The sequence below is a fragment of the Pseudomonas sp. S3_A09 genome (assembly GCF_054668065.1).
In genome coordinates this window covers 4,018,519-4,032,749 of record NZ_CP162752.1, presented here as the reverse complement: position 1 = coordinate 4,032,749, position 14,231 = coordinate 4,018,519, and the positions used below count along the sequence as shown (strand labels likewise).

Annotated in this window: 12 protein-coding genes and 1 pseudogene; 7 read left to right on the top strand and 6 right to left on the bottom strand. The window is 61.7% G+C overall.

From position 1 onward, the window contains the following. Positions 1-40: 40 nt before the first annotated feature. Together AB4N92_RS18755 and dinG are read right to left on the bottom strand one after the other, a co-directional pair. Positions 41-2,338, bottom strand: a complete 2,298-nt coding sequence (locus tag AB4N92_RS18755) for a beta-galactosidase (protein ID WP_236266966.1) — start codon at positions 2,336-2,338, stop codon at positions 41-43. A gap of 89 nt (positions 2,339-2,427) precedes the next feature. Then, positions 2,428-4,572 (bottom strand): ATP-dependent DNA helicase DinG, encoded by a 2,145-nt coding sequence (gene dinG / locus AB4N92_RS18750; RefSeq protein ID WP_236266965.1) that lies wholly within the window; start codon positions 4,570-4,572, stop codon positions 2,428-2,430. 99 nt (positions 4,573-4,671) lie between these two features. Between dinG and AB4N92_RS18745 the strand changes: the two genes are divergently transcribed. Continuing rightward, positions 4,672-5,136 carry a CopD family protein gene (locus AB4N92_RS18745; protein ID WP_042570682.1) on the top strand — a complete coding sequence of 155 codons (465 nt, stop codon included), beginning with the start codon at positions 4,672-4,674 and terminating at the stop codon, positions 5,134-5,136. Positions 5,137-5,255: 119 nt separating this feature from the next. Here the strand turns inward: AB4N92_RS18745 and AB4N92_RS18740 are convergent, their stop codons facing one another. Beyond that, on the bottom strand, positions 5,256-6,014 hold the full coding sequence (locus AB4N92_RS18740; protein ID WP_010212385.1) for a hypothetical protein: 759 nt from the start codon (positions 6,012-6,014) through the stop codon (positions 5,256-5,258). Positions 6,015-6,174: 160 nt separating this feature from the next. Next, positions 6,175-6,870 (bottom strand): OmpA family protein, encoded by a 696-nt coding sequence (locus AB4N92_RS18735; protein ID WP_010212386.1) that lies wholly within the window; start codon positions 6,868-6,870, stop codon positions 6,175-6,177. A 190-nt stretch (positions 6,871-7,060) separates the two neighbouring features. Between AB4N92_RS18735 and AB4N92_RS18730 the strand changes: the two genes are divergently transcribed. From AB4N92_RS18730 to AB4N92_RS18715, 4 genes and pseudogenes are all read left to right on the top strand, one after another. Beyond that, positions 7,061-7,558 (top strand): DUF6231 family protein, encoded by a 498-nt coding sequence (locus AB4N92_RS18730; RefSeq protein ID WP_010212387.1) that lies wholly within the window; start codon positions 7,061-7,063, stop codon positions 7,556-7,558. 4 nt (positions 7,559-7,562) lie between these two features. Continuing rightward, the gene (locus tag AB4N92_RS18725; RefSeq protein ID WP_010212389.1) at positions 7,563-8,033 is read left to right on the top strand and encodes a YchJ family protein; all 471 of its coding nucleotides are present in this window, start codon (positions 7,563-7,565) and stop codon (positions 8,031-8,033) included. A 20-nt stretch (positions 8,034-8,053) separates the two neighbouring features. After that, a pseudogene (locus AB4N92_RS18720) lies at positions 8,054-8,535 on the top strand (LEA/WHy family protein). Further along, positions 8,532-8,732, top strand: coding sequence for an SEC-C metal-binding domain-containing protein (locus AB4N92_RS18715; protein WP_003189235.1), 201 nt, complete (start codon positions 8,532-8,534; stop codon positions 8,730-8,732). Before AB4N92_RS18720 ends, AB4N92_RS18715 begins: the two are co-directional and overlap by 4 nt. Positions 8,733-8,863: 131 nt before the next feature. Here AB4N92_RS18715 and AB4N92_RS18710 read toward each other — a convergent pair whose 3' ends face one another. Together AB4N92_RS18710 and AB4N92_RS18705 are read right to left on the bottom strand one after the other, a co-directional pair. After that, the gene (locus tag AB4N92_RS18710) at positions 8,864-10,249 is read right to left on the bottom strand and encodes an ATP-binding protein (RefSeq protein WP_042570679.1); all 1,386 of its coding nucleotides are present in this window, start codon (positions 10,247-10,249) and stop codon (positions 8,864-8,866) included. Continuing rightward, positions 10,246-10,956: a response regulator gene (locus AB4N92_RS18705; protein WP_010212395.1), complete on the bottom strand. Its 711-nt coding sequence runs from the start codon at positions 10,954-10,956 to the stop codon at positions 10,246-10,248. The genes AB4N92_RS18710 and AB4N92_RS18705 overlap by 4 nt, the downstream gene beginning before the upstream one ends. A 198-nt stretch (positions 10,957-11,154) precedes the next feature. On the opposite strand from AB4N92_RS18705, the gene AB4N92_RS18700 reads away from it, so the two are divergent. Both AB4N92_RS18700 and AB4N92_RS18695 read left to right on the top strand, forming a co-directional pair. Beyond that, positions 11,155-13,536: a TonB-dependent receptor gene (locus AB4N92_RS18700; protein ID WP_010212396.1), complete on the top strand. Its 2,382-nt coding sequence runs from the start codon at positions 11,155-11,157 to the stop codon at positions 13,534-13,536. A 3-nt stretch (positions 13,537-13,539) separates the two neighbouring features. Further along, positions 13,540-14,220, top strand: a complete 681-nt coding sequence (locus AB4N92_RS18695; RefSeq protein WP_010212398.1) for a Fe2+-dependent dioxygenase — start codon at positions 13,540-13,542, stop codon at positions 14,218-14,220. Positions 14,221-14,231 lie beyond the last annotated feature (11 nt).

Genomic DNA, 14,231 nt, shown 5'->3' with positions numbered 1-14,231 from the left:
TTCCAGCCCTTGTGGGTTTTGTGAACCCGTCAGCACTCAATCAATGACCATTTCCAGAGTGCCCGCCCGCATGTCCGGCGCCCTGCCCCGGGCCTTTGCCCTCGTGTCCGGCCCTGCCGCCTTCGCTTTCACGCACAGCCCCCGCTGCCTTGGCCTTTTCCGCTTCCTTGCCCAGTTGATCGACGGCCGCCAGGTTGCTTTTGCGTACGCTGTCGACAAAGCCCTGGAACGGCACGTCGGTGATGCCTACCAGGCCAAAATGGCCGTTTTCACCGTCCAGCAAACGCCCGGTGGCCGGCTGATCCAGGTACTGGAACCAATGCACGCCAACGATCGACGGCTCGGCCATGGCCTGCTTCAAGAAGTTGCCATAGGCCGCGCCACGGTCTTCCTCACGGGCCAGCTGCGTCACGCCCCCCCAGAAAGGCCCACGGTCGGCCGAGCCGAAGTTGAATTCGGTGATCAACACCGGCTTGTCCAGCGCACGCAGGGCGGCGAAGTCGTAACCGTCCTGCGGCTTGAGGGTGTACATGTTGAAGCTCAGCACATCGCAATACTGTGCACAGGACGCCACGGCTTCCGGTGTGCTGACCGCAAAACGACCGCCTAATAGCAGTTGATTCGGCGCATGCCACTTCAGCGAATCGGAAATGGTCTTGAAATAGGCATCGGCGAAGGTCTTCTGGAAGTACTTGAAGTCCGCTTCGATTTCCGGGTGCTCAGGGTTGGGCACCGGCGGTTCGAAGCCCGGGTCTTCCATCAGTTCCCACCCCTTCAATTCGATGCCCCAGGCTTTCGACAGGCCTTCCTCATTACGGTATTTGTCGCGCAGTTGCTTGAGAAACGCACGCTTGGCCGGGACGTCGGTGGTCATGCGCAAGGTGCCATAGGCCAAGGCATAGCGGGACTTCGGATCATCACCTGGGCCGGCCCAAGCCAACTCGTTGTCGGCAAAGAAACCGATCAGCCACGGATCATCGCGATGATCGCGAGCAGCGATGGCCACGGCGCGCTCAGTGGCCATGGCAAAGCGCGGGTCGAACGGGTCGGGCATGCCGCCCCACCAGTCAGTGCCAGTACTGATGCTGGTGTAGTCGCCGACGATCGACAGCGGCAAGGTATAGGGTACGCGGTCGGCGCTGGCCAGGTCGCCATCGCTCCAGTTGCCCACGGTATTGAAACCCCAGGCTTGCAGGCGGTCGAGGGTGTGAGTGGTCCAGCGTTTCTGGTCAAAACCTTCACCGCCATAGGTGCGCTGCAGGTTGGCGCCGTAGAAATCGTACCAGCGCCCGGCGCCAAAGCTGCGGCCCTCACCTGCGCCATTGCCCGTGCGGTTGTCACCACTGCCGTAATACTTGTCGAACGGTTCGCCGGCCTTGGGCAGCGCCGCAAACATCCATTCACGACCGGACACGTAGGTCTGGTTGTTGTCCGGGGCCACGGTATTGACGCCCAGGGAGTAGAACGGATGCCCCTCCGGCGTCACCAGGTACCAGCGCCCGTCGCGCTTCTCGGTGCGGAAAAAACCGCTGGCGTCGAACGCGGGGCCCTTGTTCCAGCCGCCGTACTGATCCAGGGCGGACTTATCCCGCGTGGCCAGCCAGCCCTGGAGCTGCTGTTGCTCCTTGGCGGAGGCAGCCTTGAGCTGCTCGTCGCTGCTGACTTTTTCCGGCCAGCGCGCACGGGTGGATTGACCATAGGCATCCACCAATTCGCTGTAGGCAGCCTTCAATACGGGCTCGCTGTTCTGCACGCCAAAGCGCTCCAGCAAGATACTCTGGGCGGCGTTGGGCTTGATCATCGACAAAGTCACCGAAACCACCTGGCTGCGGTCGATTTCACCCGCGCTGCTGGCCAGCAATACCCGCTGGCCGTCCACAGTGATCGGCATCGGCGGACCGGCCTTCATGCCCTGGCTCAATGGTGAATTGGCTTGCAATGGGACCAGCAGGGTCTGCGCCGGACCCGCCGGCAGGTCGATGCGGCTGACCAGGGTACGGCCGTCGTTGCTCTGCACCTTGACGTAGAGCGTCAATGCCCAATCCATCGCACTCTGGATGCGCAGGCTCATGGCCCCCGACTGGGACCAGTCCCAGGCGCCGGTCTGTGGGCTTAGGACCAGGCTCGGTTCGGCAGCCGGGTTGAACGTGATACGGCGCAGCACTTCGCCTTCAGGCGTCTGTTCGGCGTTGTATTGCGGCAGGCTGGCGTCCTGGGTCGCCACCTTGACCACATCGGCAGGCCGGACGAAATTGAACAGGGTCTGTTGCCCTGCAGGCGCGGCCATCAAGGGCGCGGCGAACAGCAGGGCAAAAAGGGCGGGCAGCGTGCGAATCATACGAGCAAGGTTCTCCCAGGCGGCCGATGAATGGCCTGATGAATGACAGTCAGATAGACCACGAAGTGGGCGAATCCGCCCACTGTGGCTTAAGAAATTTCGCGCCTGAACGGCGGCAAGGCATTAAGGATAGCCTTGCCATAGCGCTGGGTGACCAAACGGCGGTCAAGCAAGGTGATGGTGCCTCGGTCTTCCTCGGTACGCAGCAAGCGACCGCAGGCCTGGACCAGCTTCAGGGAAGCATCCGGCACAGAGATTTCCATGAACGGGTTGCCGCCCCGTGCTTCGATCCATTCGGCCAAGGCCGCCTCGACCGGATCGTCCGGCACCGAGAACGGAATCTTGGCGATCACCACGTGCTCGCAGTAGGCACCCGGCAAGTCCACACCTTCAGCAAAACTCGCCAGGCCGAACAGTACGCTGGAGTCCCCGCCATCAACGCGCGCCTTGTGCTTGTTCAGGGTTTCCTGCTTGGACAGGTTGCCTTGGATAAACACCTGCTTGCGCCAGTCACGGTCGAGGCCGTCGAACACGTCCTGCATCTGTTTGCGCGACGAGAACAGCACCAGCGTACCGCGTGAACCCTCTACCAGCTCTGGCAGGTCACGGATGATCGCAGCGGTGTGGGCCGCCGCATCCCGTGGATCAGCCTTGAGGTCCGGCACCCGTAACACACCGGCGTCGGCGTGATGGAACGGGCTGGGCACCACCGCGGTGACGGCCTTTTTCGGCAGGCCGGCGCGCATGCGGAAGCGGTCGAAAGTGCCCAGGGCCGTCAGCGTGGCCGAGGTGACCAGGCAGCCGTAGGCCACGTTCCACAGGTTGCGGCGCAACATCTCGGCGGCCAGGATCGGGCTCGCGTTGACCTCGATGTCGAACAGCGCACCGCTTTCCGACAGGGTCAACCAACGCGCCATGGGCGGGTTGTCTTCCGGGTCTTCAACAGTAAAGGCCGTCCACAACTCCCAGTTGCCCTGGGAACGGGACAACAGGCTGCCGAACAACGGATACCATTCCTCGGCCTGGTTGCTGGCGATGCCGATATTGACCTCGCCGTCCATGCCCTCTTTGAGCAGGTCGGTGAGACGGGTGAACAGGTCGGTCAGGCGTGAAAAACCCTTCTTCAGCTCGATGCCCATTTCGCGCATGTGCTCGGGAATCAACCCGCCGACAAAACGGTGACGCGGCCGCTCACGGCCCTCGACGTCTTCGCCGGGTTTGAAATCAGCCACCTGCTCGCAGGCGCTGAACATGAATTGCTGCTGGGTCTTGATCTCCCGCGCCAGCTCCGGCACCTGTTCGATCAGCTTGCCCAGGTCACCGGGCAGCGGGTGCTGGGCCAGCAACTTGGTGAGATTCTTCGCGGTGGTTTCCAGCCAGTCGGCAGTGGAGCGCAGGCGCGTGTAGTGGGCGAAGTGGCCGATGGCCTTGTCGGGCAGGTGGTGCCCTTCGTCGAAGACATAGAGGGTGTCACGCGGGTCCGGCAATACTGCGCCGCCGCCCAGGGCCAGGTCAGCCAGGACCATGTCGTGGTTGGTGACGATCACATCGACCTTGCCCATGCCTTCGCGGGCCTTGTAGAAGGCGCACTGACCGAAGTTGGGGCAATGGCGGTTGGTGCATTGGCTGTGGTCGGTGGTCAAGCGTGCCCAGTCGGCGTCTTCCAGGGCGGTGGGCCAACTGTCGCGGTCGCCGTCCCATTTATTGCCGGCCAGTTTCTCGATCATGCTGGTGAACAGCTTCTGGCTGACCTCATCGACTTCGATCTTGAAGCCTTCTTCTTCGAACAGCTGGGCAGTGGCGGTCTGCGCATGGCCTTCCTGCAACAGTACGTCGAGCTTGGACAGGCACATGTAGCGGCCACGGCCCTTGGCCAGGGCGAAGGTGAAGTTCAGGCCGCTGTTGCGCATCAGGTCGGGCAGGTCTTTGTAGACAATCTGCTCTTGCAGGGCGACGGTGGCGGTGGCGATCACTAGGCGCTTGCCGGCGGCCTTGGCGGTGGGGATCGCGGCCAGGCTGTAGGCCACGGTCTTGCCGGTGCCGGTGCCAGCCTCGACCGCCACGACCGCGGGCTCACCCTCGCGGCGACCTTCGTCGTCGGTGTCGATATCCCCGAGGACCTTGGCCACTTCGGCGATCATCAGGCGTTGGCCGTAGCGCGGTTTCAAGCTCTTGGCTTCGAGAAAACGCGAGTAGGCGCCCTGGATCGTGGTTTTGAGTTCAGTGCTGATCATGGATAGTCGGGCGCAAAAAACGCTGGATAAATTTTCAGTGGTTCGGATCGGCGGCTATCATACCCCGCTAATGAATCCCGCGCAGAACGGAGTACCACAATGACCGCGTTTAGCCTCGTTTACACCCTGCATGTATTGGCCGCCCTGGTATGGGTCGGCGGTATGTTTTTCGCCTGGATGATCCTGCGCCCCGCCGCTGTCGCGGCACTTGAGGGCCCGGCCCGCCTCAGGTTATGGGCGAATGTGTTTCAACGTTTTTTCGTATGGGTGTGGGTCGCGGTGGCGATTTTGCCGATCAGCGGCATTGGCTTGCTGCAATTGCGCTTCAACGGGTTTGAGACGGCACCGCGGTATGTGCAGGTGATGATGGGGTTGTATCTGGTGATGACGGCGTTGTTTATCCGTATCCAGGCGTTGAAATTCCCGGAATTGCGCACGGCGGTGGCGGCTGAGGATTGGCCGGCAGGGGCTGCGGTGCTGGGCCAGATCCGCCGGTTGGTGGGGATCAATTTGATCGTGGGGTTGGTGGTGGTGGCGATTGCTTCGGCTCGGCCGATGTTATAAGGGTGTTCTTCAGGGCCTCTTCGCGGGCAAGCCCGCTCCCACAGTTGACCGAGTTCCAACATGAGAATGCGGTCGAATGTGGGAGCGGGCTTGCTCGCGAAGACGTCAGCCCAAACGACTCACAGCCGCTGAATTGTCACAGTGCCTGCAGGCCCAGCCGGCCCTGGCTGCCCTTCCAACCCTGGGCGGCCTTTCTCGCCGCCATCAGCGCGGTACACCAGGCAGCCTTTGGACTGGCCACCCTTGCCGGGCTTGCCCGCTGTGCCAGCCAAACCTCCGGCACCGCCATCCACCCACACCTTGATCTGCTGCGCCGGGAAGTCCTGCGGCAGTTCGACCCGCACCTGCGCACCCGCCGCGCCTGGCAAACCGTCACCGCCGTTATCGCCATTGGCGCCACGACCGGCCGAGCCCCAGGTGCAGCCCGGGTCTTCGCCATTGGCGCCATCCAGCCCGGCATAACCTTGGGCACCGGCGCCGCCACGGGCGTCCACCGACAGTTCTTCGGCTACCAGAGAATTGATGCGCAACGTCAGGTCACGCCCGGCCTTGGCCGGCTTTTCGTGGGTGCCGGGAGCGCCGCGTGAGGTGATCTGGCTGCCGTGATCCAACTGCGCATGGCGCACTTGCAATTGCAGCGCAGTGTTACCGGGCACGATGGCGATACGGGCGTCGCGGCCCAGGTGCAGTTCATCCACGGTGACTTGGCTGATGGTGGCCGGAATCAACAACGTGCCGTAGTCCGCCACGTCCAAGCGCTCCAGTTGCAACACACTGGTGCTGCTGGGCAGGCGCATCAACGAGTTGGTTTCAACACTGACGCTCTGGGCCAGGGCAACGGGGCTGACCAACAGGGCCAGCAATAGAACCTTACGCATCGTGGAGCTCCCCTGAAAATTTTCAAAAAATATTTCTAGTTTTTCTTTGGACGCACAGTAACGACTTCCACAGGCGCTTTGCCAGTGAAGGATCAAAAAAGATGATAAAGGGGGAGGATTGGCAGCAATGCCCCTGTGGATCCCACAGGGGCAAGGGCCGTCAGCGGTTGATCTGGATTTCGGTGCGGCGGTTCAAGGCGCGGCCTTCAGCGGTTTTGTTATCCGCTACAGGATGGCTTTCACCTGCGCCGGTCACCGATACGAAATTGCTGCGCGGCACACCGGCACCGATCAGGTAGTCCGTCACCGAATGGGCGCGTTTGTCCGAAAGCTTCTGGTTGTAGGCGTCGTTGCCGACGCTGTCGGTGTGCCCACTGACCCGCAACTGGGCGGTCGGGGCTTCCTGTTTCAAGCGCGTGGCGATGGTGTCGAGATTGGTTTTGTCCGCCGCCGTCAGCTTGGCCGAGTCGAACTGGAAGTGCACATCGCGGATCACGATGGTTTCTTCCTTGACCACCAGCACTTCCTCAACCACGGCCGGTGGCGGTGTCGGTGGGCAACCATTGGCATCCACCTGCACACCTTTTGGCGTGCCTGGGCACTTGTCGCGGCTATCCGGCACACCATCACCGTCTTCATCACCATCGCCGTGCACCCAGCAATAGGCACCGGCCATGCCGCCGATCAGCAGCGCACCAGCGCCCGCATAGGCCGAGCTTTCAGTGGCACCGATCGCCGCACCGGTCACACCGCCAATGGCGGCGCAGGTGGGCCAATCGGTTTTTTGCAAACCTGCGCAACCTGTCAATACTCCGGTTAGCAGAACCAAGGGTAGAGCTGTCCGCATGATGCTCATCTGATTTCTCCTGAGGGGATCGGCGGGGGCCGATGGGTGGAGTAAAGACGGCTCTTTTCATCTGCGCCACTACGCCGCGCCCCTGTATTCATTGAGGATCGCCGCATTCGTAGGACTTTTCGCCGCCACCCGCTCTAGGCCCGCACGCTCAGCCGCGCTAGTCTCTATGGTCCCGATGTGAGGATCTCTGATGACCGCTGGTATTTCTGCCCGTACACCTCAGCAAGCCTTGGCCGCCTTGCTCGATCTGCACCAGCCCAAACGCCTGCTGCTGTTGGGCGCCAGCCAGTTCCCGGCGCTGGAGGCTTTTCAAAAAGCCCACCCGGATACCCAGGTGTCCGTCGCGGCACCGGGCGCGTTGCCCACAGAGCTTGCCGCACAGCGGTTTGACCTGGCGCTGGTGGTGGACTGCCTGGAGCACCTGTCAAAACCGCAAGGCCTGACGCTGCTCGGCGGCATCCGTAACCTGAATGCCAGCCGCATTGCGGTGCTGGTGGACCTGGGCGCCTGCGACTGGAAGGACACGGACTTTTTCTCCCTGGCCCTGCAGGCCGGTGAGCGATTCCAGCGCGACGAGCAGGTTCTCACGCTGTTTACCTATGATCTGCTTGACTATAAACAGGTGCCGGACTGGCTCAACGCCCGCTTCTGGGCCAACCCGGAAAACTTCGGAAAGTATTGGTGGTAACCTGATGAGTACATCCATTTGCCCCTGCGGCAGTGGCAACCTGCTGGATGCCTGCTGCGGCCATTATCACGCCGGCCACCCGGCACCCTGCGCCACCGCGTTGATGCGTTCGCGTTATAGCGCCTACGTCTTGGGCCTGGTGGATTACCTGATCGCCACCACCCTGCCCGCGCAACAAGCCGGGCTGGACCGAAATGCCATCGCCGCCTGGAGTGCCCAGAGCACCTGGCTCGGCCTTGAGGTGGAAAGCTCCGAGGTGTTCGGCGGCCAGCCGGAACACGCGTTCGTGACCTTCACCGCGCGCTGGCACGACAGCAACGGCGAACATAGCCACCGCGAGCAGTCTTCTTTCGTACAGAATGACGGGCGCTGGTACTTCATCGACCCGACCGTGGAAGTGAAGGCCGGACGCAACGATGCCTGCCTGTGCGGCAGTGGGCAGAAATTCAAGAAGTGCTGTTCCAGCTACCTCTAAAAACGCTAAGGATTAACGCCATGCTTCGGATGTACAGCTTGATGCTGGCGTTAGCCCTCGGTTTGAGCGGTTGCGCGTCGTGGTTTGAAGACGACTCCCCCCGCCCCACGTGTCGCTGGTGAAAGTCGAAGTGGTGCGCGCCAAGTTGCTGGAGCAGAAATTCAAGCTGTACTTTCGCGTGGATAACCGCGACGACGCCGACCTGACTGTGCGCGGTTTGATTTACAAGGTCACCCTGGGCGACTTCGTGCTGACTGAGGGCGAGTCCAATGAATGGCTCACCGTGCCGCCGCGCAGTCATAAGTTTTTCCGGGTGTCGGTGCGCACCAACCTCTGGCCGCAGATCCGTGATGTGGTGCAGATGCTGAAAAATCCCGACCGGCCTGTGCCGTATCGCTTGGATGGCGAGCTGAAAACCGGATTATTCATCGGTTATGACGTGCAGGTGAACCACAATGGCGAGATAATCCCCGGCGATTTTATTCCGGAGCGACATCGATGACTCAGCAACCCCATGTCCATGGTCCTGACTGCAACCACGATCACGATCACCATGATCACGACCACGGCCATGTCCACGGCCCGAACTGCGGCCATGCTCACCAGGAGCCCGTGCGCAACGCCTTGAAGGACGTGGGTCGCAATGATCCTTGCCCGTGCGGCAGCGAGAAGAAATTCAAGAAGTGCCACGGGGCGTAAGGCCCAAATGTGAGCGGGCTTGTGTGGGAGCGGGCTTGCTCGCGAATTCGGTGTGTCAGTCACCTGATGCATCGACTGAAAGTCCGCTTTCGCGAGCAAGCCCGCTCCCACATTTAGATTGCACTTCACATTCAGGATTTGCTTTGGAATCGCAGCTCCGCCTCAAGGCCCCCACCTTCCCGATTACGCAAGCTCAACCGCCCGTCATGCGCCTTGGCGATGGTGTGAGCGATGCTCAAACCCAGCCCATACCCGCCGGTCTCGGCATTGCGTGAGCCTTCTACCCGATAAAACGGCTCCATCACCTGCTCCAGCTGTGCCTGGGGAATCCCCGGCCCTCGGTCGCTGATAATGATCGTCAAGCTATCCGCCTGGTCCTCGACCCGCACCGTCACATCGCGGCCATAACGCACCGCGTTCTCCAGCAGGTTCTGCACACACCGCTTGAGGCTGCGGGCGTACCCCGGCAGTGGGTGTTTTGCGCGGCCTTCGATCACCACGTTCTCGCCCACATCCTGCAGATCCGCCTGCAAGCTTTGCAGCAAGGCATTGATGTCGATGTTCTGCCGTGCCTCGTTGATTTCACCGCTGCTGACAAAATCCAGCGTACTGGCCACCATCTGTTCCATTTCCTCCAAGTCACTGCGAAAACGTTCCTTGGTGCGGTTGTCCTCAAGCATCTCGGTGCGCAGGCGCAGGCGTGTGATCGGTGAACGCAGGTCGTGGGAAATAGCCGCAAGAAACCGCGTGCGCTCGGCGATGTTGGCGATCAGCCGCTGCTGCATGGCATTGAAGGCCTGGGCGGCACGGCGCACTTCGGTAGGGCCATCCACCGACAACGGCGGACGCTGGATATCCCTGCCCAGGGCTTCGGCCGCCTTGGCCAACGCGTTGAGCGGGCGGATCGCCAGGCGCACCGCCACCAGAGCGATCAGCACCAATACCAGTACCCGCAGCAAATAAATGCGCATAACGTAATCGAACAACAGGTCCAGCGGTGAGGTGCTGGTCCAGCCCTGTTCTTCGCTGGCATCCACCTGCAACCAGCGGCCGTCGGGCAGGCGCAGGTCGATCAGAAACTGCCCCACCACCGGTTTTGAACCCAGCAGGGTCGACAGCCCGGCGGTTTGCCCTTCGGCATCCACCAGCGACAGGCGCAACAGGATCAGCGTCTGGGCGTAACCGGTTTTTTCCGACAATACCTTCTTGATCAACCGTTCGGTGGGCCGGTCGCTGTCGTGAAGCGTGCTAGGCGTATTACTGGCCTGGTCGCTGAGGGTCAGGCGGAAGGTCGGCGTGTCGAGCATCTTGATCAGCAGGTCCGCCTGTTGCGGGTCGCCGTGCACCAGCCGCACCACGTCCGCCAGGCGCGTGGCGATCAAGCGCGCCGGGATTTCCAGCACCTGCCCGTGGCGCCGGTCGTACCAGATGCTGCTGGTCAGCGCCTGTGCCGCGAGCATGCCGCTGACCAAAATCAGCACCAACCGCCCGAACAGCGAACGCGGCAGCAGTCTCACGATTCCAGCACAACGTCGTCGGCGGTGAGCATGTAGCCTTCGTTGCGCACAGTCTTGATCACATTGGCCGGCAGTTGCGAGCGCAGACGGCTGACGCACACATCGATGGAACGGTCGAACGGCGTGCTGTCCTTGTCGAACACGTGATTGAGCAGGAAGTCGCGGCTCAACGGGCGATTGGGGTGCTGCAACAGCAGGCGCAACACGCGGTAATCGGAGTTGCCCAGGCTGACCACCACCCCCTCCGGCGACAGTAACTGCCGCGCCCGCGTGTCGAGCTGCCAGCCTGCGAAACGGATGCTCGGCGCTTCATCCAGGCGCGCACGGTCGGGAAAGCTCTGCACCCGGCGCAACACCACCTTGATCCGCACCAGCAGTTCGCGCGGGTCGAACGGTTTGGGCAGGTAATCGTCGGCGCCGATTTCCAGGCCGACGATGCGGTCGATCAACGAGCCTTTTGCCGTGAGCATCACCACCGGCGTGTTTGAGTTCACCCGCAGTTCGCGGCACAGGCTCAGGCCGTCTTCACCGGGCAGCATCAGGTCGAGAACGATCAGGTCGATGACATTCAGCGCCAGGCGGCGGCGCATTTCCTTGCCGTCGGCCGCAGTGGAGACCTGGAAGCCGGCGTCGCTCAGGTAGTCGCAGAGCAACTGGCGGATTTGCGGATCGTCATCAACGATCAGCAGGTGGTCTTGCTTGGCCATGGGCAGTCAATCCAAAAAACAATGAAACGCAGCAAATAGCCGAAAGTTCAGCCAGCCGTGCAGGCAAATGTAATGGAATGTTGTAGGAAACCATAATCACGCATCAGCGATACAAACCCGGGGCATGGCAGGGGAAAACGCTCTTTAGACTACCGAACCTAAATGAGAGTAATTGTAATTTAGACTCGGAAGTTGCCCATGTCATCGCCCACCTCTCGCAGCCACACGCTGCACACCACCCTGGCACCGATGTTCGGCCTACTGGCTGCCGGCGGCGTCGTCCCGATCGCCTTGGCTGGCGCGCCAGCGGCCAAGTCCAACGATTCGGTGCTGAGCCTGCCGGAAATCAAGGTCGATGGTGAAGCCACTTCCACTTTCAAAGTAGACCGGGTGACCTCGGCAAAAATCAGCCAACCGCTGCTGGACGCCCCGCAAAGCGTGACCATCGTGCCGCAGCAGGTGCTCAAGGAGCAGAATGCGCAGACCTTGCAGGAAGTGTTGCGCAACGTGCCGGGGATTACCTTCATGTCCGGCGAAGGCAACCTGGGGTGGGGCGACCTGTTTTCGATTCGCGGGTTTTCTTCCGAACAAAGCCTGACCGTCGATGGCGTGCGCGATGCGGGCATGTCCACGCGCACCGACACCTTCAACCTGCAACAGGCGGAAGTGTTCAAGGGCACTGGCTCCATCGAATCCGGCGTGTCCGCCGTGGGGGGCAGCGTCAACCTGGTGAGTAAAGAAGCGCACCTGGGCGATGCCAACCGCGTCTCGGCCGGTATCGGCACCGATGCCTACCGCCGCCTCACCGCTGACCTGAATAAACAGATCAACGACACCACTGCCCTACGTATCAACCTGATGAAGCACTACAACCAAGTGGCCGAACGTGACGACGTGGACTACGACCGCTGGGGCATTGCCACCTCGTTCGGCTTCGGCCTGGGCACCGACACGCGCTTTTTCGTCGACACCTTCTACCAGAAAGACACCAATACGCCGGACGGCGGCGTGCCGATCCAGCGTGGGACGAATGGCGATCGCATGCCCGGCGTGAAGCGCTCCAACGGGTACGGCGACTCGAGCCTCTACACCCAAGAGAACAAAACCACTTCGCTCACGGCGCGCTTCGAGCATGACTTCGACTGGAATGACGCCAACCTGCGCAACCAGACGCGTTGGGAACGCAGCGACAATTTTGCCGTGCTCTCCCCGGCGCGCTTCTTCGCCGCCAACGCCAACGGCCAGAAGACCTGCACCGGCACCCGTTGTGCGACCTTGGGCTACACCGGTGTAGGACCGATCAGCCAAGTGCCGGGCAGCACGGTGAACGCCTACTCCGACTACTTGAACAACAGCAATACCGCCTACGGCATCCTGCGCGGCAGCGATTTCGGCTTGTCCAAGCGCTACACCATCCTCGACAACCAGACCGACTTCAATTTCAACCTCACCACCGGCAGCCTGCAACACGCCGTGGTCAGCGGCTTGGAGTTCTATCACGAGACTTACGGCGGCCTGAAACGCAGCGCCAAAGTGCCGGCCGGCGACATGTTGTTCGACATGAACGCCCCCAACCACAGCTTCGCCAGCACCTACGTGACCAAAGGCGAAGGCGACCCGCGCTCAGTGATCGACAACGCCGGGATCTACCTGGGCGACACCATCACCCTCAACGATCAGTGGCAAGTGCTCGGGTCGCTGCGCTACGACAACTGGCGTGCCCAGACCAGCCAACGCGGTCAAGCCAGCATCAGCAGCACCGACGGTGCCGTCAGCGGTCGGGTTGGCGCGGTGTTCAAGCCGTTGCCCAACGGCAGCCTCTATGTGTCCTACAGCGAAGCGGCGCAGCCGTCCGCGTTGGGTGCGTCGACCAATAACCAGATCTACGGCACGGCGAGCACCAGCAACTACAGCCCGGCCAAGTCCAAGACCTATGAAATGGGCACCAAGTGGGACATTACCCACGATATGCTCAACGTCACAGCAGCGATCTTCCGCACCGAACTGGACAACGCCTGGGAATACCAGGACGGCGAATCCGCCCCGGTACGCGCCCTGCCCGCCAAACGGGTCGACGGCATCGAACTGGGCCTGCAAGGCAATATCACTCCGCGCTGGACCGCCTACAGTGGTTTCTCGGCCCTCAAAAGCACGCAGACCAAAGGCATCAACAAGGGCGCCGAAGCCAAGAACGTGCCCGACCTGACCGCCAATCTGTGGACCACCTACGCCGTCACCGATGCCCTGAGCCTCAGCTACGGCGAGCAATACGTGGGCCGCCGCCGTTACACCGACAACAAATACGTCGGCGGCTTGAACAACAACAGCAGTTACGCCAACGGCCCGTCCGGCGTGTACGCGATCTACACCCGCGACCACGAAAAAGCCCCCGGCTACTGGCTGAGCAACCTGGCCGCGCAATACAAAGTGAACAAGGACACCACGGTCAACCTCAACCTCAACAACGTGTTCAACAAGTTCTACTACAGCCAGGTCGGCGCCTCCCTCGACGGCTTCCAGCTCTACGGCATCCCAGGTGCCGGGCGCACCCTCACCGCCAGCGTCGACTATGAGTTCTGAACCGTGCTGATCGAAATCCCGGCGCTGTTCAGTGCCAGCGAAGTCGACGCCACCGTGGCCACCTTGCTCGATCAGCCCTGGGTTGACGGCAAGGTGACCGCCGGACCGCGCTCGGCCATGGCGAAAAATAACCGGCAGTTGTCGGAGGATTCGCCAGTGGCCCATCGCATCGGTGAGCAGATTCTGGCGCGGCTGTCGGACAACGCGCTGTTTATGTCCGCCGCCTTGCCCAAGCGCATCTACCCGCCGCTGTTCAACCGCTACAGCGGTGGTGAAGGGTTCGACTGGCATATCGACAACGCCATTCGCGGCATCAAGGGCGTGCGCGAGCGGGTGCGCACCGACATCTCCGCCACGCTGTTCCTGGCCGACCCGGCCAGCTACGACGGCGGTGAATTGGTGATCCGCGACACCTTCGGCGAACACGCTGTGAAGCTGCCCGCCGGCCATTTGCTGATCTACCCCGGCAGCAGCCTGCACAAGATCAACCCAGTGACGCGCGGTGAGCGCATCGCCAGTTTTTTCTGGATCGAAAGCCTGGTGCGCGAAGACAGCCAGCGCCAGTTGCTATTGGACATGGACGTGGCGATCCAGACCCTCACCGCCCAAGACGCCGATCACCACGCGCTGCTGCAACTGAGCGGCGCTTACCACAACCTGTTGCGGCGCTGGAGCGATGGCTGATGCGCCGCCTT